Genomic DNA, 19,407 nt, shown 5'->3' on the forward strand with positions numbered 1-19,407 from the left:
CCCCGCCCACCATCCCGCAAACTTTCGGATTCGCTTCTCTGGTGCCGGTAACGTCTTAGGCCTGTCTGTTTGGCGCTAGATCCTGAGGGGTCAATTCAAACGCCTTTCCAAACCCTCCATTCAAGAAGCCCCGCCTGACCTTCAGGCGTAAGAATGAAAAATCAGTAAAACCGATGTAGAGTTTCGCTTTGGGATACAGCCCCAAATAGTGGGGGGCGAGGCTCTGATAATCCGCGTCAGAGTGGTTGATGAATTCGGCTGTTCCTTGAAGACTGAGCCTCGGATGGGTCAGCGGGTCCCCCTTGTCTTTTGGTTCTCCGATGAGAAACGCGCAAGCTGGGTTGCGGCGCAGCGCTTGGGTGTGTGCGCTGAGGTCTGACACCAATGAAAGCGGTCCCCCTGAGGGGCACGGGACACATGAAATGCGGGTCACCATCGGGGAATTGCTATTTGGATCGGTGAAACCCAAAGCGGCGAACCGGGCTTCCTGCAGCAGTTTTTGGGCCAAAAGCCTGGCTTCATCATCAGTGGGACGAATTGGATTTGTCATCTCGGTAGTTTAGAAGGGCAAGGTGTGAACGGCCATTAGAATTCTGCCCAAAGCTCAACTTTCATTCCCATGGATGAATCACTGTGCACGCCCCAAGTGGCTCCGGTTTCGAGCATGTAGTGCTGGGTGATCGGGAAAACGACCGAAGGCGCAATGCGCGCAAAGGGAGGATCCCCGTCAGGGACGCCTGTTTGCAACTGGACGATGAACTTGCGATCCATGGCCAGATTGCGCCCCCAAGTCAAATCGACTTTGTAGTCAGCTTTGCCAGAATCGGGGCGCAGCTCCATAAAACTTTCGATGCTGAGCCAGCCTTTTTCCAACCCCCAACCGGCAGCCAGACCGGGCCGCACCACGCGCTCTTTCGAGATTTCTCCAAACCCGAACTGAACCGCTATTTTTGGCCCGTCGTCTTGGTCGCGTAAGGGATATTGCAAAAATGCGATAGCTTTGGTGTCGCCGGAAACCGAATTTCCAAAATCGATACCAATCATAAACCGATCGGTTAATCCGTATTCGAGATAAGCTGTGCGATATTCGCTGGTTGGGTCAGATGAGGCCCATTCTTCCAGATTTTGTGGCCACCCGAGGCGGACAGACACGCTGGCAAACCCCGACCCTTTTTCACGTGGCCAAGCGCCTGCGTGCCCCATTCCGGCGCTTAAACTCATGACCAACAAAGCAAGCGTGCCACGCAACATGGATAATTTTGCCCCTAGTTGCCGAAAAGAATGCCTTAAACTTAGTTAATAGTAAGTTAAGCGTAAGTTAAGGGGGGCTGGCCTTTGGCTGACCCCGCGTGCAAGGTGATGCCCAACTAGCAATCAGGAGCGCCTTATGCCGGGACATGTCATTACTGTTGCACAGCAAAAAGGTGGCAGTGGTAAAACCACGCTGGCTGCGCATTTGGCGCTCGGGTTTCGGCAGCAAGGCAAGCGCGTTGCTCTGGTTGATCTGGATCCTCAAGGCAGCCTCGGGCGTTGGTATATGACGCGGATCGAACGTGATCCAAGCCTGTGTGACGATCTGGATTTCACCACTTCTTCAGCGTGGGGGATTTCGTTGGAATGCCGAAAACTGACCGCAAACAACGACTTGGTCATCATTGATACCCCGCCCAAGGCTGATAGTGATTTGCGCCCGGCGCTGCGCGTCGCCGATCTGGTTGTTGTGCCCGTATCTGCCAGCCACGTGGACCTTTGGGCCACGGAGGGGGTGCTAGACTTGGCGAACCGTGAAAACCGCGACACGCTTTTGGTGATGAACCGTACCCGCCAAGGCACCCGCCTTGGGGCCGAGGTGGCCCAAGCGGCTTTGCAACTTGGCGCTGATGTCGCAAAGTCGGCCTTGGCGCACCGCGTTGGATATGCAGAAACCATGGGGCAGGGACTTGGCGTACTGGACGGCCGCAAGACAGCCGCAAGCGATGAAGTGCTTTCCCTTATGGCAGAGGTGGCGGAGCGTCTGGCAACAGGCTAAAGACCCTGCCAAAGGAGAGCTTGAATGACTGATCTTGCCGAACTGGCCCAACTGATCCGCGCCGACTCCAAGACGCAGGGTCAACCTGTGTCCAAGCTTGGATATTTCTGCGCACCGTTCCGTCCCGCATCCGGGCCTTTTGCAGACAAGGTGATCAAAGTCTACCGCGGCTTGTCCGATGCTTCAGCTCTCGATAGGCTCAAAACCTGCCATGATGACTACGTTCAGGCAATGTACGATTCCAAAGTCGGATTGCCTCAGACAGACTTCTACCTGTTGGACATGGACGGCACCCGTATCCCCGTTATTGTCCAAGAAGCGCTCCCTTCTGATAGTATGATGCGACCGCTGATGCTGTCTCGACCCGTGGATGAAACGCTCGAGATGATGGAGGCCGCAGGCGAAGTTATCTCGACCTTCTGGCATTGGGCGCAGGACATCGACACCCGTATCGGCTTCCACCCGTCTATCCGGAATTTTGCCTATGTGGATGGGCGTGCGGTTTTCTTCGATACATTTCCGCCGCTCATCCATTATTCCCGCGATGAAATGGGCAAGATGCTTTTGACCTTTTCGGACAAGCGGCTGATGCGAGTCGTTGGTCCTCTCTTTCAAAACAAGGTCACAGGCATTCAGGACGAATGGTATTCCCCTCCCGAAACCCTTGTTGGTCTTGTGGGGTCGGCGTGCCGGTTGCGCCCCGATGATGCGCAAGCCTATCTAAGTTGGGGCCGCGATTTTGCGCAGCGCCGGATGCAGCCGTGGCTGGATGAGGCCTTGGCCGGCATGCAAGAACCGCCCCGCTTACCGGGCTACTGGACGGGTTTCCGAAAACTTCTGGGTCTTCAGGGGGAGCCGAATCTCAAAGAAAAAGGCGAGACCTAAGCCCCGCCTTTTCTTCTGTCCAAAAATATCCCGGGGAGCGCGAGGGGCTGGCCCCTCGCATCCACCCTAGCGTCCAAATTAGACGATTTTGATACCTGCTTTTGCGATATCAGCCATAAAACCGGCCAGACCTTTGTCAGTCAAAACGTGGTTTGCCATTGCTTTGATAACGGCGGGAGGGGCGGTCGCCACATCAGCACCGATTTTCGCACAATCGCTCATGTGGTTGGCATTGCGGATAGAAGCCGCCAGAATTTGAGTGTCAAATCCGTAGTTGTCATAGATATCGCGAATGTCGGAAATCAGTTCCAACCCATCCAGATTGATGTCGTCCAAACGGCCAATGAAGGGCGAAATGAATGTCGCACCGGCTTTTGCTGCCAGCAGCGCCTGATTGGCCGAGAAACACAGGGTGACGTTTACCATTTTTCCTTCGCCTGACAATACTTTACAGGCTTTCAGCCCGTCCCATGTCAATGGCACTTTTACGGCAATGTTTTCGGCAATCTCGGCCAGTTTGCGGCCTTCGGTGATCATCGAATCGGCGTCTAGGGCAACAACTTCGGCAGAAACAGGACCTTCAACCAGATCACAGATCTCTTTGGTAACTTCCAGAATGTCACGGCCGGATTTGGCGATGATTGATGGGTTGGTTGTGACGCCGTCGACCATGCCAAGGTCGTTGAGTTCGGCGATTGCAGCGATATCGGCAGTGTCTACAAAGAATTTCATAGCGGTTGGCCCTCCAGGCGAAGCTTGGCAATTGATCGCCGGTGTCTTACCTCAGGAAGGGCGCTACAGGAAGCCTCATTGTCAGAGTATTGTTGGCGCTAACGTTGAGCAGAGGTGTGATGCAGGGGTTCTTTGACGAAAACGCGCTGGTAGCGGTACAGACAACGCAGCCTCTTGACCGGTTGCTGGATTACCGTGCGCCAGAAGGCGGCTGTCACCTTGGCGCTTTTGTTGAGGTGCCACTTGGGCCGCGCAAGGTGATCGGCGTTGTTTGGGGGGCGGGACGCGGCGACTTTGACTATTCCAAGATAAGACAGGTTATCCGGGTGCTTGATGTTGCGCCGATGCGTGATGAAATGCGAAGCTTTTTGGAACGCTGCGGTGCCTACACCTTGACGCAGATGAACGCGATGCTGCGCTTGGGTACCCGTGCGCCCGGCTTGGGCGATCCGCCGTCGATGCAAAAAATATACCGCTTGGGCGAGGGCGAACCGCCGCGCATGACGGATGCCCGCCGGCGGGTGCTTGAGGCCTGCCATGACATGGGCGGGCTGTCTTTGACGCTCAAGGAGTTGGCCGAATCGGCAGGTGTTACGACTTCTGTGGTCAAAGGTTTGGTGAAGACCGGCGCGGTGCGCGAAGAGCAAAGCCCGCGCGACACTGCCTTTGCTATGCTTGATCCGGATCACGGCGGCAAAGACCTGACAGAAGATCAAGAAGAAGCGGCGTCGATGCTGCGGGCGGGACAAGCCTCGCTTGAATATAATACCGTACTTTTGAAAGGCGTGACCGGATCGGGAAAGACCGAGGTCTATTTGGAAGCCGTCGCAGAATGCTTGCGGCAAGGGCGGCAAGCCTTGGTGCTGTTACCTGAAATCGCCCTGACCGGTGAATTCCTGACACGGGTCGAAGCACGCTTTGGAGCCAAACCGGCGGAGTGGCATTCTGGTGTGACGATGACGGAACGCCGCCGGGTGTGGAAGATGGTCGCTCAGGGGCAGGCGCAGATGGTCGTTGGGGCCAGATCGGCGCTGTTCTTACCCTTCCAGCGCTTGGGACTGATTGTTGTCGATGAGGAACATGACACCTCCTACAAGCAAGATGATGGTGTGCTTTACAATGCCCGCGATATGGCTGTTCTACGGGCTTCGATCCTTGGGGCACAGGTGGTTTTGGCATCCGCAACACCTTCGCTGGAAAGCTGGAATAACGCGGAAACAGGAAAATATAGCCGTGTCATTTTGAATTCGCGCTACGGGCCTGCGATTTTGCCCAAGATGAAAACGATCGACATGCGGGCGGAAACCTTGCCGTCGAACCGCTGGATTTCGCCGACCCTGAGGCGAGCAGTCCAGGCCCGGGTCGGGCAGGGCGAGCAGGCTTTGTTGTTCTTGAACAGACGTGGCTATGCGCCGGTGACGCTGTGCCGAGCCTGTGGGCAACAGATTGCCTGTGATGATTGCGACGCCCGCATGGTTGAACACAGGTTCCTCAAGCGGTTGGTGTGTCACCAATGCGGTGAAAGCAAACCGATGCCCGAAGTTTGCCCATCATGTGAAGCCGTGGACAAGCTTGCTCCAGTTGGTCCGGGGGTGGAGCGGTTGGCAGAAGAGGCAAAGGAGCTGTTCCCAGACGCCCGAATTGCCGTTCTATCATCGGATTTGTACGGGACGGCACGCGAACTGAAAGGCCAGATCGAAGCGATTGCCGAAGGCGCAGCAGACATCATCATTGGCACGCAGTTGGTGGCCAAGGGGCACAACTTTCCTTTGCTCACACTGGTTGGAGTAATCGATTCGGATTTGGGGCTGCAAGGATCGGATTTGCGGGCCGCCGAACGGACGTTTCAACTGATGCGGCAGGTGGCCGGGCGTGCAGGGCGGGCGGAAAAGCCGGGAACAGCAATGTTGCAAACGTTTCAGCCCGAACATCCGGTGATCCGTGCGATCTTGGCAGGCGACGAGGAGGCGTTCTGGAAGGCCGAGTTGGATGAGCGCCGTGCAGCCGCCATGCCGCCTTTCGGGCGTTTGGCGGGGGTCGTTCTGTCGGGGGAGGACGTTGGGAAGGTCTTTGATTTGGGCAATCATCTGGCGCGAAATGATACACCGTTGCGGCGGGTAGGGGCGACAGTGTTTGGCCCGGCTCCTGCACCGATTGCGCGGGTGCGTGGACGCCATCGGGTCAGGTTGCTTGTTAAAGCTCCGAAAGACGTGATGTTGCAAAGGGCCTTGGCGGAGTGGGCGGCGCAAGTTCAACTAAAGGGCGACTTGCGCATGTCGATCGACATTGATCCGCAAAATTTCTTTTGACGCAGAGTTTCGCTGCTGGCGCGGGCCATGCCCCGCACACTACAGATTGCGTTCAGGCCACGCAGGCCTTGGGGGCGAACCCCCAAACCCCGTCTTCGGACCAAAGCATCGTGATTGAGGCATCAGGGCGTATTGGTCACAAGAGGCTGTGAAATGATGACTGTATCTTGTTTGTCTGACAGGGCGGCTCTACATCAACTTCATGAGAAGATGGATCCCTTTTTTGAAATCCCATCCCCAAGTTGCCGTTGTTCGGCTGCAAGGGGCGATTGGTGCCTCTGGGCGCGGTAGCCTGAGTGATCGGTCCGTGGCCAGTATTCTGGAAAAAGCATTCAAGCGTAAACCTGATGCGGTGGCGCTTGAGATTAATTCTCCGGGGGGCTCTCCGGTGCAAAGCGCCCTCATCGGTGCGCGTATCAGACGCCTGGCGGATGAAAACGATGTGCCTGTCTATGCCTTTGTAGAGGATGTTGCGGCCTCTGGTGGGTATTGGTTGGCTTCAGCCGCGGATGAAATCATTGCCGACAGTTGTTCGATCCTTGGATCTATCGGCGTGATATCCGCCGGGTTCGGTGCGCATGTTTTCTTGCAAAGGCAAGGGATTGAGCGGCGGGTTCACACTGCGGGGAAATCCAAAAGCATGCTGGATCCGTTCCGCCCCGAGAACGAGGAAGACGTCGCGCGTCTGAATCGCTTGTTGGAACAGTTACATGATCAGTTCATTGCCCATGTCCGCACGCGGCGCGGCGACAAGTTGACGAACAACCCCGATCTGTTCACTGGCGAAGTTTGGATTGGCCAATCGGCGGTGGACGAAGGGCTAGCGGACGGCATCGGCCATCTGGTTCCTGCGATGAAAGATCGATTTGGCGACAAGGTGAAGTTCCATCGTTTGGAACAGAAAAAGCCGTTTTTACCTCGAATTGGCATTCAGGCCATGCAAGGAGCGCTGGGCGAGATTGAGGAACGCGCTGAATTTGCGCGATTTGGTCTTTGAATGCTGGTCAAGATTGTCTCAATCTTTTTGGTGTTTATAGCTGTTCTTGCGATGTTCGGACGTTTGCGATTTCCCGGCCAAGCCCGGTTGAATTCAGCTAAATGCCCCAAGTGCGGGCGCTACAAGATTGGCCGGGGTCCATGCGACTGCGGCAAACGAAAGGGCTGAAATGGTCTTTGTCTTAGCGGTTTTGGGTCTTTTGATCCTGCTTTTGGCTGGTGATGCTTTGGTCAAGGGGGCGGTTAATCTCAGCCTTCGTGTGGGTATTCCTGCGCTGATCGTCAGTTTGACCATTGTTGCCTTTGGCACCTCGGCACCTGAATTGCTGATTTCTATCAAGGCTGCACTTAGCGGTGTACCCGGCATCGCGTTGGGCAATGTGATTGGATCAAACACCGCCAATGTGCTGTTGGTTTTGGGCGTTCCGGCCATGATCACTGTGATGCACACCAGCCAATGCGACACGTCCAAAAGCTATTATCAGATGATGATGGCCACGGCTTTGTTCATTGCATTGGCCTTTCGAGGGGTGTTTGACTGGGTGGCTGGCGTGGTCTTGCTGACGGTCCTAGCCTACATTCTGTTCGCTACGATGCAGGACGCGCTCGCCCACCGCAAAGTAGGTCAAGGGATCGAAGATCTCGAAGAGCCTGAAGGGGCCGACCCGGACATGCCTTGGTGGAAGATCTTTTTGTTTTTGCTGCTCGGTATGATTGGCTTACCTCTTGGCGCGGACATGTTGGTGGATAGCGCGACCGAGATTGCGGTGATGTTTGGTGTGCCGGACACGGTGATTGGATTGACGCTGGTGGCGGTGGGGACGTCGATGCCGGAACTGGCAACCACTGTGATGGCAGCGATCCGGAAACAGGCTGATGTGGCCATAGGCAATGTGATCGGGTCGAACATGTTCAACTTGCTGGCGGTCATTGGCGTTGCATCCTTGATTGCACCGATGCCTGTTGATCCGGCGTTCTTGCGATTTGACATCTGGGTGATGCTGGCTACATCCGCATTGTTGATCCCCTTCGTTCTAATGAAGTTTGATTTGGGGCGGGTATGGGGTGTTGTTTTGACAGGGCTATACGTGACTTACATTGGCGTTGTCCTAGTCTAAGGAGGCACGCACAGTATGCAGGCATTGGTAACAGGCGCTGCACGGCGCCTTGGGCGATCTATGGCGCTCTACCTCGCGCAGCGGGGCTACGATGTCGCTGTGCACTATTCAGGCTCGGAGGCTGATGCAATTGATACCGTTAACCGGATCGAAGCATTGGGCCGGCAGGCGGTGGCGCTTCAGGCGGACCTTTTGAACGAAGATCAAATGCAAGGTCTGGTGCCACGTGCGATCGAGGCGCTTGGCGGGCCTTTGACGGTTTTGGTGAACAATGCATCGGTGTTTGAATACGATAACTTGCATACGGCAACGCGGAACAGCTGGGACCGCCACTTTGAAAGCAATTTGCGTGCCCCTTTCGTGTTAACCCAAGCATTTCAGCATCAAGTACCAGCACCTATGACGGATGACATGGGAGAGCCGGTAGCGCAGGGGTTGGTGGTTAATATGCTTGACCAACGGGTGCGAAAGCTGACTCCTGAGTTCTCAAGCTATACCCTGGCCAAGATGGGGTTGTGGGCCTTGACCCAGACCGCTGCACAGGGGCTGGCCCCGCGAGTACGGGTCAATGCAATAGGTCCAGGGCCGACCCTACAGGGCGCGCGTCAAAGCTCTGAACATTTTACAAATCAACGTCGCAACACGGTTCTACAACGCGGGTCAAACCCTTCTGATATCACGGCAGCGTTGGGGTATTTTCTGGATGCTCCGGGGGTGACGGGACAGCTTATTTGCACGGATGGAGGTCAGCATCTTGGTTGGCAAACACCAGACGTTTTGGGGGTCGAATGACGCCACTGAAATATAGGTTTTGCACCGGTGATCTGAATGTTAAGAAAGTGTTACAATTTTCTTAATGTAGTCAATGACTTGCTCAGTGTTTATAATTTTTCATTTAACTTTCAGCGTGTTAGCTAATCGCCTAAAAATTAGGCAATTACCGGAAGTGGCATAAAAACAAGGAAAATTGTTGTATACACAGATTTTGCCTACAGAGTTATCCACAGAAACGGTGGATGTAATACCACTTGTATCAAAGCGCTTTGCATTGCAGCCGTGAGATGGAATCATACAGCTTTGATCTGTCGGCAAAATCATCGGGGACTGAGTGCTTAACATGCAGCACGGACACGACATTATTCAATCCTATCTAAAGACTCTGGACAGCTCGCCGGGGGTGTATCGGATGTTGGATGAGCAGAGCAGAGTGCTGTATGTAGGGAAGGCGCGCAACCTGAGGGCGCGGGTTTCGAGCTATGCTCGTCCAACAGGACATTCGGGGCGCATTTCTCGAATGATTGCAGACACCAAGACGATGATGTTTCTGACCACTCGGACTGAAACCGAGGCGTTGCTGCTAGAACAAAACCTGATCAAGCAGCTGAAGCCGAAATACAACGTTCTTCTGCGCGACGATAAGTCATTCCCAAATATTGTCGTTACGGATCACGAATACCCGATGATCAAAAAGCATCGCGGCGCGAAAAAAGAAGGGGGCCAGTACTTTGGGCCCTTCGCCAGCGCCGGTGCTGTTAACCGGACGCTGAACCAGTTGCAGCGCGGATTTCAGCTCCGAAACTGCAACGATGCGATGTTTGCCAGTCGCACACGACCCTGTTTGCAGTATCAAATCAAGCGCTGCACGGCACCCTGCGTCGGGAAAATTTCGCCTGAGGAATATCACGCTAGTGTTGTGGATTCGACGCGGTTCTTGCAAGGCAAGTCCACCGAAATACAGGTGATGCTGGCCGAACAAATGCAGGACGCCTCAGATGCGATGGAGTTCGAGCGCGCTGCGGCTCTGCGGGACCGGATCAAAGCGCTGACGCAGGTGCAAACTGCACAAGGTATCAATCCGCGTACGGTGCCTGAGGCCGATGTGATCGCACTGCATTTGGAGAATGGCCAAGCCTGCGTTCAGGTGTTTTTCATTCGGGCGAACCAAAACTGGGGGAACAAGGATTTTTATCCGCGTGTGGGTGAGGATGTGGATGCTGCCGAAGTGTTAGAGGCCTTTATGGGGCAATTCTACGATCAAAAAGACCCGGCGAAATTGATCCTTTTGAATCATGGGATCGAGAATGATGATCTGATGACACAGGCTCTATCGGAAAAATTGGGGCGCAAAGTTGAGATCGCGGTGCCTCTTCGCGGCGAAAAGGCTGAACTGGTTGATGGCGCGGCCCGCAACGCGCGCGAAAGTCTGGCTCGCAAGATGTCTGAAACCGCAACCCAGGCCAAACTGCTGCGTGGTGTAGCCGAGGCTTTTGGCCTGGAGGGCCCGCCCAAGCGGATCGAAGTCTACGACAACAGCCACATTCAAGGCACCAACGCTGTGGGCGGTATGATTGTCGCCGGTCCAGACGGGTTTATGAAAAATCAGTATCGCAAGTACAACATCAAGGGCGAGGACTTGGTGCCGGGAGACGATTTTGGCATGATGAAAGAAGTCCTGTCGCGCCGGTTTACAAGGTTGCAAAAGGAAGATCCGGATCGAAGCAAAGGGCTATGGCCTGACCTTTTGCTGATTGATGGCGGCGCAGGGCAGGTGTCTGCTGTGGCCGAGATCATGCGCGAATATAGTGTCGAGGAAGTGCCTATGGTCGGAGTCGCCAAAGGGGTGGACCGGGATCACGGGAAAGAAGAGTTCCACCGTGTTGGCCAGCGGGTCTTTGCGCTACGCCACAATGATCCGGTGCTGTATTTCATCCAACGTATGCGCGATGAAGCGCATAGGTTTGCGATCGGCACGCATAGGGCTAAACGGGCGAAGTCACAGATGGCGAACCCACTGGATGAGGTGCCCGGAGTGGGGGCCGCCCGCAAACGGGCGCTGCTGGCGCATTTTGGCTCTGCCAAGGCGGTCACACGCGCCAATTTGGTGGATTTGAAGGCCGTAGAAGGGGTCAGTGAGGCCCTTGCAGAAAAGATTTATGACTATTTCCATGAAAAGGGCTGATCGCTGGTCAAAGGAATGCCTTGCGGCATGCTTGGGGTCTCGTCTGTCGGCCTAAAACGGCCTCCTCCTCGGAGCAATACGCGATCTGATGGTTCTAACTGGCAGGGAGCAGCCGCGAAAGGGTTTCACGGACACGTACAGGGATCGGTGTCGGGTTCGAGCGGTCACCAACTAGCACCTGCGTAAAGAAACCTTCGGCGCAGGCTGTTGGTTGGTCGTTGCAAAACAAGCCGATTTCGAAGCGGCAGGAGCTATTGCCAAGATGACCCAAGCGGATGCCTGCGTGCAAGGCATCTGGAAATCCGGTTTCTGAAAAATACCGGCAGCCAGATTCCACAACCAGGAAGCGGAGCGCTTTGGGGCCGCGGATATCGAGGCCATTGTGCATCTGCCAAGTGCTGATCGCCGTATCAAAGAGCGACATATAGGTCGCGTTATTCATGTGGCCGTATTCATCATTGTCAGCCCAACGTGTTTGCATCGGTATGAAGTCGCGATAAGCGTGTCGAACGGAGGGGAGTGGGCGGCTCATCCGCGGCGCAAAATCTGGAAGGCCGCAGAGGCACCCCAACCTGCAATAATGGCAATCGCTAGCGACATAAGACCGTAGATCACCGGCTGTTGCCGGGACAGGGTAAATAACCAACGTTCAAGCCCAACTTTGCGCACGTCAATTTCGGTTGCATAGATCGAGACAACCTCTTGGTTCCGGGTCAAGAAAACCCGAATTTTATGAGACCCTTCGGTCAAGTTGGCAGGCATGGCAATCGAGGTGTCGAACAAGGTTTGTTCACGCAGATTTACTTCGAAGTCGCGCTGTTGGTACTTGTTCTCGGAACTCAGAATGCGGATCAACGCCTTTGAGAAGCGCTGTGGGTCATCTGCGTTGATGCCGACGGCGCGAATGGCCCGCTCAACTGAAATTTGATGGCGCAGGTCTTCGGTTTCGCTGATGACCTTGGACCATTCATCAGATGTGGCAACGGCATAAAAACTCGGAGCCTCGTCGATCTCTGCGGATTCCGTGTTGATCCAGATGCCGAACCGGCGGTCTTTTTTGCGCACGGTAACTTGATGCGACGGTCCCGAGACAGTGATGATCACCTGTAAAGGTTCGTCCGGGATCGTTGTTTCACGTTTCACTGCGCCATAGATCAGGATTTCGGACCCGTCGAAGTCCGCCGAAATTGCGATTTCGTCTTTGGAGAGGCCCAGCACGACTTCTTCGGCCATCAAAGGTGTGGCAAGGACCATGAGTAAGGCTAGCAATAGTCGCATCAATGCCCCCCCGCCGTGCCAAGGCTGAACAGCTCAGATGGCATGACCAACAGGTCAAAGGCGAGCTTGCCGCAAACACCAAGGACCATGAGCGCCAGCAAAATACGCAATTGCTCGGCTTTGAGTTTGGCCCCGAGGACTGCCCCGAACTGGGCCCCGATGACACCACCGACAAGCAGTAAAACGGCCAGAACGATGTCCACGGTAAAGTTTGTTGTCGCGTGCAGCATCGTAGTGAAAGCTGTCACAAAGATGATCTGAAACAGCGAGGTGCCGACAACAACTTTGGTCGGCATACCCAGCAGGTAGATCATGGCCGGAACCATGATGAAGCCGCCGCCAACCCCCATGATCGCCGCCAAAATACCTACGGCTACACCGACGATCAAAGGCGGAATGACCGAGATATAGAGCCCCGATGTGCGAAACCGCATTTTGAACGGAAGTCCATGGATCCAGTTGTGTTTCTTCCGCTTAGGCACCACGCCTGCACGCGATTTGCGCATGGCATTCAGGCTTTCGAAGAACATCATACCGCCGATGATGCCAAGAAAGACAACATAGCATAGTTTGACCAGCAAATCGACTTGGCCAACGCTTTTGAGGTAGTTGAAAACAACAACGCCCAGGGCTGCACCAAACAGCCCTCCGACGAGCAAGACAGTGCCCATTCGGAGATCCACCGTCTTTCGTCTGAAGTGGGCGAGGACGCCAGAAAAAGACGATGCAACAATCTGGTTTGCTTCTGTTGCGACGGCAACCGCAGGAGGAATGCCGATAAAGAACAAAAGCGGGGTCATCAAGAACCCGCCACCAACGCCAAACATGCCCGAAAGCACACCCACGAGACCGCCTAGCCCCAAAAGGAGAAAGGCATTAACCGATACTTCGGCAATAGGAAGATAGACCTGCATGTACATTCCTAGCGCTATCCCAGTTGCTTTTTCAAGCACTGTGACCGGGATAGCGGATTGGGGTTATCGAAGAGTCAAATCTGGTCTTATTTTTGGGCGGGTCCTACCGCTCTTTGACATAAGGCTCGCCGCCCGCCCGTGGAGGGATGGCTTTGCCGACAAAACCCGCCAGAATGACAACCGTCAAGATATAGGGCAGGGCTTCCATTGCTTGAACGGGAATGACGATACCGCCAAGGTCGATGTTCTGAAACCGCAATGCCACAGCCTGCAGAAAGCCGAATAACAGGCACGCGATCAAGGCATACCATGGCCGCCATTTTGCGAAAATCAGGGCCGCCAAAGCGATATAGCCGCGCCCCGCAGTCATTTCTTTGACAAAACCCGCCTGGAGCGACGTTGCAAGATAGGCCCCTGCCACCCCACACAATACGCCGCAAATGGCGACCGCGGCAAAGCGTAGACCGACAACCGACACACCAGCCGTGTCAACTGCATCAGGCGCTTCGCCCACCGCCCGCAGGCGCAGGCCGAACCGAGTGCGAAACAGCACCCACCAGGTTAGGGGAACCATCGCAAAAGCAATATAGGCCAGCGCCGAATGGCCCGATAGTAGATCCGAATAGATCGGGCCCAGTAGGGGAATATCACGTAGCGCATCCGCAAAGGGCAGGGTGATTTCCTGAAACCTTTGTTCCTCTGGAATGGTCGGTGTCCGCCCGCCTTGTTTAAACCAGTTCTGAGCAATCAAAACCGTCAGGCCCGAGGCCAGAAAATTCAAAGCCACACCCGAGATCAACTGATTGCCGCGAAAGGTGATCGAAGCAAGGCCGTGGATCGCCGAGAGCGCCAAGGACGCCCCGATACCCGCCAAAAGCCCGAGCCAGACATTGCCCGACGTAAAGGTAATGGCAGCCGAAAAGAACGCGGCTATCAGCATCTTGCCCTCAAGCCCGATATCGAAAATGCCCGCGCGTTCACTGAACAATCCGGCAAGGCAGGCCAAAAGCAACGGTGTTGAAAGCCGGATAGAGCTGTCCAGAACCTGAATGATCGTATTGAGATCCATCATGCGTCTCCCTTACGGATGCTCAAGAACAGTTTTTCAAGCGGCATCCGCACCATATTGTCGAGCGCGCCGGTGAAGAGGATCACCAGTGCCTGAATCACAATGATCAGTTGTTGGGGGATATTTGTCCAAAACGCCAATTCTGAGCCGCCTTGATACATAAAACCGAACAAAAGCGCGGCCAGCAAAATACCAAAGGGGTGCGAGCGGCCCATCAAGGCAACCGCAATGCCGATGAAACCAGCCCCTTCGGTTGCGTTCAAAACCAGACGCTCGGCCTCACCCATTGTGGTGTTCAGGGCCATCATGCCCGCCAGACCGCCAGAGATCAGCATTGATACGATGGTAATCTTAACCGGTGAGATACCAGCATAACGCGCGCCAGTTTCCGAATGACCAAAGGCGCGGATTTCATAGCCCAACCGGGTGCGCCATATCAGGAAATACACCGCAACACAGGCAGCAAGCGCCACAAAGAAGGTCACATTTGCCGGTGCGTTACGAAACATCACATTGTCCGCGGTCGAAAACATGCTTTGGAAGGTTGGCAGAAACGTCGCCTCGGGGAACTTGGCCGTGGCCGGATCCATTGAGCCTTGCGGGCGCAGAACGTTGACCAAGATGTAGTTCAGCACCGAAAAAGCGATAAAGTTGAACATAATCGTAGTAATAACGATGTGGCTGCCGCGTTTAGCCTGCAAATATGCTGGGATATAGGCCCAAGCGGCCCCAAACAGTGCAGAAATAGCCGCAGCGCCAAACAGGGCAAGCGTCCAATGTGGCCATGGCACGTATAAGCAAACCAGCGCCACACCAAGACCGCCCATCATTGCCTGACCTTCGCCGCCGATGTTGAACATGCGGGCGTGAAAGGCCACGGACACCGCGAGGCCGGTAAAGATAAAGTTGGTCGCATAATACAGGGTGTAGCCAATGCCGCGCGATGTGCTCAGCGCTTCTTTGACCATGATCATGAAGGCTTCGACCGGGTTCTCGCCGATAGCCAGAATAACCAACGCTGAAATTCCAGCCGCCAGCAAGATCGAGATGAGGGGAACAAGGACCGCATCGGCCCAGGCGGGCATCTTATCCATTGGTCTGCTCCTTCGTTTGCGCGACGTTTGTGTCAGTGACACCGGCCATCAACAGGCCCAGTTCTGTCTGGTTGGTTTCGGCAGGCAGGCGTTCGCCCATGATTTCGCCGTCAAACATCACCGCAATGCGATCCGACAGTGACATGATTTCGTCCAGTTCAACCGAGACCAGCAAGATCGCTTTGCCTGCGTCACGCAGTTGCACAATCTGTTGGTGGATAAATTCGATTGCCCCGATGTCGACGCCGCGCGTTGGCTGACCAATTAACAGCAAATCGGGATTGCGCTCGATCTCACGCGCCAGAACGATTTTTTGTTGGTTGCCGCCAGAGAAGTTTTTGGCAGAGAGCCAAGGATTGGGCGGCCGCACGTCAAAGCGGTCCATTTTGGCCTGCGCTTCGGCTTTGATCGCTTTGTTGTCCATCAAAACGCCGCTGCCGGTTTCCGGGCCGCGATGATATCCGAACACCATGTTTTCCCATGCGGAATAGTCCAGAATCAGCCCTTCGTGGTGGCGGTCCTCGGGCACGTGGCCGATGCCGCGTGCGCGCCGCGACTGGCCGTCAGAATGCTTGCCAGTCAGATCCAGCTCTTCGCCATTTACCCGGATTGATCCGGTGGCATGGCCATAGCCGCCCAAAACGCGCATCAGTTCTGACTGCCCATTGCCGGACACACCCGCAATGCCGACGATTTCACCGGCACGCACGTTCAAGGAAATGCCTTTTAGCCGCTCGACTCCGGCTTCGTCTATGTGGTGCAGGTTCTCGACCTCAAGCACCGGTTTTCCGGGGTTGGCAGGCGCTTTGTCAACGCGCAGCAAGACCTTGCGGCCGACCATCAGTTCGGCAAGCTCTTCGGGGCTGGTCTCGGAGGTTTTGACCGTCGCCGTCATTTCGCCGCGCCGCATGACCGAAACTGTATCGGTGATTTCCATGATCTCACGCAGTTTGTGGGTGATCAGGATGATCGTTTTGCCCTCTTCGCGCAGCCCCTTGAGGATCCGGAAAAGGTGGTCCGCCTCGGCCGGGGTCAAGACACCGGTCGGTTCGTCCAAGATCAAGATGTCGGCTTCGCGATAGAGTGCTTTGAGAATTTCGACCCGCTGTTGGTGGCCCACAGACAGATCTTCAATCAGCGCGTCTGGATCAACTTGCAGTTCGTATTCTTCGGCAAGATGTTTTAGCACACCGCGGGCTTTTCGCAGGCTGGGCTGTAACATGGGGCCATCTTCTGCGCCAAGGATGACATTTTCCAACACGCTAAAATTCTGCACCAGCTTGAAGTGCTGGAAGACCATGCCGATCCCAGCGGCAATCGCGGCCTGACTGTCGGGAATTTCGGTTGGCTTGCCGTTGATCAGGATCTCGCCGCTGTCTGCTTTATAAAAGCCGTAGAGGATCGACATCAGTGTCGATTTCCCCGCGCCGTTTTCCCCGATAATCCCATGAATCGTTCCGGGCATCACCCGTATCGAAATGTCTTTGTTGGCCTGCACAGGGCCAAAGGCCTTGGAGACACCTTTAAGTTCGATGGCTGCGGTTTCGGTCATCCGTCCTCCACGAGAGCAAGTCTTTGTTGTCGCCTACAGGGGCCAATGGCACAGGAGCGTATTTTTTGCTCAAAGCATATTTGTTTTGCTTTGCGGCATCTGAGTCAAGGCCAAGTGCGACGGAAACTTCAGGATTTCGCAATGAATCCTTAATCATTGGCACTGTGGCCAATCGCGCCGCTTTCACTATGCGCCTTTCGGAAACAAAAAGGCCGCGCCAGAGCCGGCGCGGCCTTTGAGGGCCTTCAGTCCAGTTGGATTAGAACTTCAACACAGGGCAGCTGTCATCCGACGAATAGTCGTGGACTTTCAGATCGCCTGCGATGATCTGTTCGCGCGCTGCGTCAACGGCTGCTTTCATCTCATCGGACACCAGTGGTGCGTTGTTTTCGTCCAGAGCATAACCAACACCTTCTTCGGCTAGGCCAAATACTTTGACTGTGCCGGTTTCAAGATCAGCGCCTGCTGTCATCGAATCAAATACGGCTACATCAACGCGCTTCAGCATCGATGTCAAAACCTGACCGGGGTGCATGTGGTTTTGGTTGCTGTCGACGCCAATAGACAAGATGTTTTCTTTGGCTGCGGTCTGCAAAACACCGATACCGGTGCCGCCTGCCGCTGCATAGATCACGTCCGCGCCCTGGCTGATTTGCGCGCGCGCCAGCTCAGAACCTTTTACAGGGTCGTTCCAAGCTGCTGGCGTGGTGCCGGTCATGTTGGATACAACCTTGGCGTCGGGGTTTGCTGCGACAACACCCTGTGCGTAGCCGCAAGCGAATTTGCGGATCAGCGGGATGTCCATGCCGCCGATAAATCCAACGGTGTTCGATTCGGATGCCATGCCGGCCATCATGCCAACAAGGTAGGATCCTTCATGCTCGGAGAACAGGATCGACACAACGTTGCTGTGCTTGTCAGGGTCAACCCAGCCGTCGATGGTCACGAACTTGGTGTCGGGGTAGTCTGCGGCAACCGCGTCGATGGAACCAGCGATCGCAAAGCCAGTGGTTACAACTGGGTTAAAACCGGCTTCGGCGAAACGGCGCAGGGCCTGCTCGCGCTGCGCTTCGGACTGGATTTCGATGTCTTTGTACGTTCCGCCAGTTTCCTGTGCCCAACGCTCGGCGCCACCAAAGGCTGCTTCGTTAAAGGATTTGTCGAATTTGCCGCCAAGATCGTAGATCAGAGCCGGATCAGCCAAAGCTGCGCCTGCGGACAGCGCCAGTGCAGCGGCTGTGCCGAGAATTGTCTTCATGAAAGTCATGTGTTGCTCCCAGGTGTGAACGACGGACAGAGTCGCCGTTTCGTTTATGATAGGCAATAAAGACGCAAGGCGCGTGCAAGGGTCAACCAGAATCTTTGTATCAAAGGGGTTTAGCCCGATTTCCGCTAGGTCAATGCCCGTCGCATAACCAATGCATCCTCGGCGGGTGCGTCCTTGCGGCTGTAGTAGGCCTTGCGGCGGCCAACCTCTTGGAAGTCAAAACCTTTGTAGAGTCCGATGGCCGCTAGATTGCCGGCAGCAACCTCAAGAAAAACCGTGTCGATGTCGCGGGTTGGCAATTGTACGCAAAGCTCCTTGAGCAAATCCGCGCCAATACGTTTGCGCCGATGTTCCGGCGCGACAGCAATCGTAAGAATCTCTGCTTCGGGGCAAAAGCAGCTGGCCATGACAAACCCGTTAGGGGCACAGATTGGCAAAACATCGCGTCTGTTTAGCAGGGATGTGACTTCTTTCAAGCTCCATGGTCGATCGGGAAAACAGCGCGCATATATCGCCGTCATTTCATCGGGTGTCATTGCTGCGTTTCAGCCAAAATCACCGGCGCGGCATGGCGCGATGGCGCGGCATCGGCAGGGCGTAGATACATGGGTGCAGGGGGCTGCAAATCAATGTCGTGCATACGCAGCATGGCTTGGCGTGCGATTGCTTCTTCAACAGAATATTGCGGGGCAACAACTGGCCCCCCTGTAAGGTCGGCGATCTGTTCCGCATGGCTGCCAAGCCCGGCGGCCTTGAGCGTCGGATCCGGTAGCGAAAGACTGTCCAAATCGCACAAAACGGCTTTGGCTGCGGTGCCGTCATTCATGGTTTGCGCATAGAGTTTTGCGCGGGGCGCAGCGACGGTACACACCACTGGCGCGTCATATCCCAGCGCCAAGGCTTCGAAATGAGAGACGCCGACAATAGGGATACGCAGGGCAAGACCCAGCCCGCGCGCAGCTGCGACGGATATGCGAATGCCGGTGAAATTGCCGGGGCCGATTCCAACCCCGATTGCAGACAGGTCCTGCCATGTTGCCCCGCCTGCGGTCAGGACTTCTTCGATAAGGGGCATGATGCGTTCGGCTTGGCCGCGCGCCATGTCTTCGTTGGCAGAGGCGATAACCTCGGTTCCACGTAGCAATGCGGCGGCGCAATAGGCACCGGAGGTGTCAAATCCAAGGGTCAAAGGCAGTTTTGTCATG

19 protein-coding genes are annotated in these 19,407 nt (G+C 55.2%); 7 read left to right on the forward strand and 12 right to left on the reverse strand.

The features are described 5' to 3' along the window. Nucleotides 1–55 precede the first annotated feature (55 nt). Nucleotides 56–508 (reverse strand): HugZ family pyridoxamine 5'-phosphate oxidase, encoded by a 453-nt coding sequence (locus tag C8N36_RS10095; protein WP_342769576.1) that lies wholly within the window; start codon nucleotides 506–508, stop codon nucleotides 56–58. 77 nt (nucleotides 509–585) lie between these two features. After that, nucleotides 586–1,251, reverse strand: a complete 666-nt coding sequence (locus C8N36_RS10100) for a hypothetical protein (RefSeq protein WP_097803640.1) — start codon at nucleotides 1,249–1,251, stop codon at nucleotides 586–588. A gap of 136 nt (nucleotides 1,252–1,387) precedes the next feature. Here C8N36_RS10100 and parA point away from each other — a divergent pair, with 136 nt between their 5' ends. After that, a complete protein-coding gene (gene parA / locus C8N36_RS10105; RefSeq protein ID WP_097803639.1) occupies nucleotides 1,388–2,029 on the forward strand; it encodes a ParA family partition ATPase in 642 nt (213 codons plus the stop codon). A gap of 24 nt (nucleotides 2,030–2,053) precedes the next feature. Further along, nucleotides 2,054–2,914, forward strand: a complete 861-nt coding sequence (locus C8N36_RS10110) for a DUF6206 family protein (RefSeq protein WP_097803638.1) — start codon at nucleotides 2,054–2,056, stop codon at nucleotides 2,912–2,914. Between the two features lie 78 nt (nucleotides 2,915–2,992). On the opposite strand, the gene fsa is transcribed toward C8N36_RS10110, so the two are convergent. Then, nucleotides 2,993–3,646 (reverse strand): fructose-6-phosphate aldolase, encoded by a 654-nt coding sequence (fsa, locus tag C8N36_RS10115; RefSeq protein ID WP_097803637.1) that lies wholly within the window; start codon nucleotides 3,644–3,646, stop codon nucleotides 2,993–2,995. 119 nt (nucleotides 3,647–3,765) lie between these two features. On the opposite strand from fsa, the gene C8N36_RS10120 reads away from it, so the two are divergent. The 5 genes from C8N36_RS10120 to uvrC all read left to right on the forward strand — a co-directional run bounded on the left by C8N36_RS10120 (nucleotide 3,766) and on the right by uvrC (nucleotide 11,028). Next, nucleotides 3,766–5,955, forward strand: coding sequence for a primosomal protein N' (locus tag C8N36_RS10120; protein ID WP_097803636.1), 2,190 nt, complete (start codon nucleotides 3,766–3,768; stop codon nucleotides 5,953–5,955). Between the two features lie 202 nt (nucleotides 5,956–6,157). Continuing rightward, a complete protein-coding gene (locus tag C8N36_RS10125; RefSeq protein ID WP_097803635.1) occupies nucleotides 6,158–6,952 on the forward strand; it encodes a S49 family peptidase in 795 nt (264 codons plus the stop codon). Between the two features lie 169 nt (nucleotides 6,953–7,121). Further along, nucleotides 7,122–8,069 carry a calcium/sodium antiporter gene (locus C8N36_RS10130; RefSeq protein ID WP_097803634.1) on the forward strand — a complete coding sequence of 316 codons (948 nt, stop codon included), beginning with the start codon at nucleotides 7,122–7,124 and terminating at the stop codon, nucleotides 8,067–8,069. Nucleotides 8,070–8,084: 15 nt separating this feature from the next. Beyond that, a complete protein-coding gene (locus C8N36_RS10135; protein WP_097803633.1) occupies nucleotides 8,085–8,861 on the forward strand; it encodes an SDR family oxidoreductase in 777 nt (258 codons plus the stop codon). Nucleotides 8,862–9,186: 325 nt separating this feature from the next. Continuing rightward, entirely contained in the window at nucleotides 9,187–11,028 is a 1,842-nt protein-coding gene (gene uvrC, locus C8N36_RS10140) for an excinuclease ABC subunit UvrC (RefSeq protein WP_097803820.1), read from the forward strand. Between the two features lie 94 nt (nucleotides 11,029–11,122). Here the strand turns inward: uvrC and C8N36_RS10145 are convergent, their stop codons facing one another. From C8N36_RS10145 to tsaB, 9 genes are all read right to left on the reverse strand, one after another. Then, complete coding sequence (locus C8N36_RS10145; RefSeq protein WP_097803632.1) at nucleotides 11,123–11,560, reverse strand: acyl-CoA thioesterase; 438 nt, start codon at nucleotides 11,558–11,560, stop codon at nucleotides 11,123–11,125. Beyond that, on the reverse strand, nucleotides 11,557–12,306 hold the full coding sequence (locus tag C8N36_RS10150) for a TIGR02186 family protein (RefSeq protein WP_370739141.1): 750 nt from the start codon (nucleotides 12,304–12,306) through the stop codon (nucleotides 11,557–11,559). Before C8N36_RS10150 ends, C8N36_RS10145 begins: the two co-directional genes overlap by 4 nt. After that, complete coding sequence (locus C8N36_RS10155; protein WP_097803819.1) at nucleotides 12,306–13,220, reverse strand: sulfite exporter TauE/SafE family protein; 915 nt, start codon at nucleotides 13,218–13,220, stop codon at nucleotides 12,306–12,308. Before C8N36_RS10155 ends, C8N36_RS10150 begins: the two co-directional genes overlap by 1 nt. Before the next feature lie 103 nt (nucleotides 13,221–13,323). Continuing rightward, entirely contained in the window at nucleotides 13,324–14,289 is a 966-nt protein-coding gene (locus C8N36_RS10160; RefSeq protein ID WP_097803818.1) for an ABC transporter permease, read from the reverse strand. Continuing rightward, nucleotides 14,289–15,383, reverse strand: coding sequence for an ABC transporter permease (locus C8N36_RS10165; protein WP_097803630.1), 1,095 nt, complete (start codon nucleotides 15,381–15,383; stop codon nucleotides 14,289–14,291). The genes C8N36_RS10160 and C8N36_RS10165 overlap by 1 nt, the downstream gene beginning before the upstream one ends. Continuing rightward, nucleotides 15,376–16,935, reverse strand: coding sequence for an ABC transporter ATP-binding protein (locus C8N36_RS10170; RefSeq protein WP_097803629.1), 1,560 nt, complete (start codon nucleotides 16,933–16,935; stop codon nucleotides 15,376–15,378). Before C8N36_RS10170 ends, C8N36_RS10165 begins: the two co-directional genes overlap by 8 nt. 259 nt (nucleotides 16,936–17,194) lie before the next feature. Beyond that, nucleotides 17,195–18,202 carry a BMP family lipoprotein gene (locus C8N36_RS10175; protein WP_097803628.1) on the reverse strand — a complete coding sequence of 336 codons (1,008 nt, stop codon included), beginning with the start codon at nucleotides 18,200–18,202 and terminating at the stop codon, nucleotides 17,195–17,197. Between the two features lie 125 nt (nucleotides 18,203–18,327). After that, entirely contained in the window at nucleotides 18,328–18,738 is a 411-nt protein-coding gene (locus tag C8N36_RS10180) for a GNAT family N-acetyltransferase (RefSeq protein WP_097803627.1), read from the reverse strand. Continuing rightward, nucleotides 18,735–19,406, reverse strand: a complete 672-nt coding sequence (gene tsaB, locus C8N36_RS10185) for a tRNA (adenosine(37)-N6)-threonylcarbamoyltransferase complex dimerization subunit type 1 TsaB (RefSeq protein ID WP_097803626.1) — start codon at nucleotides 19,404–19,406, stop codon at nucleotides 18,735–18,737. Before tsaB ends, C8N36_RS10180 begins: the two co-directional genes overlap by 4 nt. Nucleotide 19,407 lies beyond the last annotated feature (1 nt).

It is taken from the genome of Pelagimonas varians (genome assembly GCF_003208435.1).
Taxonomy (GTDB): Bacteria; Pseudomonadota; Alphaproteobacteria; order Rhodobacterales; family Rhodobacteraceae; genus Pelagimonas; species Pelagimonas varians.

Excerpts from the sequence above, each read along its gene's own strand:
- C8N36_RS10130 (WP_097803634.1), top strand. The coding sequence starts at position 7,122 with ATGGTCTTTGTCTTAGCGGTTTTGGGTCTTTTGATCCTGCTTTTGGCT.
- C8N36_RS10145 (WP_097803632.1), bottom strand. The coding sequence starts at position 11,560 with ATGAGCCGCCCACTCCCCTCCGTTCGACACGCTTATCGCGACTTCATA.
- C8N36_RS10100 (WP_097803640.1), bottom strand. The coding sequence starts at position 1,251 with ATGTTGCGTGGCACGCTTGCTTTGTTGGTCATGAGTTTAAGCGCCGGA.
- C8N36_RS10160 (WP_097803818.1), bottom strand. The coding sequence starts at position 14,289 with ATGGATCTCAATACGATCATTCAGGTTCTGGACAGCTCTATCCGGCTT.
- C8N36_RS10175 (WP_097803628.1), bottom strand. The coding sequence starts at position 18,202 with ATGACTTTCATGAAGACAATTCTCGGCACAGCCGCTGCACTGGCGCTG.
- C8N36_RS10120 (WP_097803636.1), top strand. The coding sequence starts at position 3,766 with ATGCAGGGGTTCTTTGACGAAAACGCGCTGGTAGCGGTACAGACAACG.
- uvrC (WP_097803820.1), top strand. The coding sequence starts at position 9,187 with ATGCAGCACGGACACGACATTATTCAATCCTATCTAAAGACTCTGGAC.
- C8N36_RS10170 (WP_097803629.1), bottom strand. The coding sequence starts at position 16,935 with ATGACCGAAACCGCAGCCATCGAACTTAAAGGTGTCTCCAAGGCCTTT.
- parA (WP_097803639.1), top strand. The coding sequence starts at position 1,388 with ATGCCGGGACATGTCATTACTGTTGCACAGCAAAAAGGTGGCAGTGGT.
- tsaB (WP_097803626.1), bottom strand. The coding sequence starts at position 19,406 with ATGACAAAACTGCCTTTGACCCTTGGATTTGACACCTCCGGTGCCTAT.
- C8N36_RS10155 (WP_097803819.1), bottom strand. The coding sequence starts at position 13,220 with ATGCAGGTCTATCTTCCTATTGCCGAAGTATCGGTTAATGCCTTTCTC.
- C8N36_RS10135 (WP_097803633.1), top strand. The coding sequence starts at position 8,085 with ATGCAGGCATTGGTAACAGGCGCTGCACGGCGCCTTGGGCGATCTATG.
- C8N36_RS10150 (WP_370739141.1), bottom strand. The coding sequence starts at position 12,306 with ATGCGACTATTGCTAGCCTTACTCATGGTCCTTGCCACACCTTTGATG.
- fsa (WP_097803637.1), bottom strand. The coding sequence starts at position 3,646 with ATGAAATTCTTTGTAGACACTGCCGATATCGCTGCAATCGCCGAACTC.
- C8N36_RS10110 (WP_097803638.1), top strand. The coding sequence starts at position 2,054 with ATGACTGATCTTGCCGAACTGGCCCAACTGATCCGCGCCGACTCCAAG.
- C8N36_RS10125 (WP_097803635.1), top strand. The coding sequence starts at position 6,158 with ATGAGAAGATGGATCCCTTTTTTGAAATCCCATCCCCAAGTTGCCGTT.
- C8N36_RS10180 (WP_097803627.1), bottom strand. The coding sequence starts at position 18,738 with ATGACACCCGATGAAATGACGGCGATATATGCGCGCTGTTTTCCCGAT.
- C8N36_RS10165 (WP_097803630.1), bottom strand. The coding sequence starts at position 15,383 with ATGGATAAGATGCCCGCCTGGGCCGATGCGGTCCTTGTTCCCCTCATC.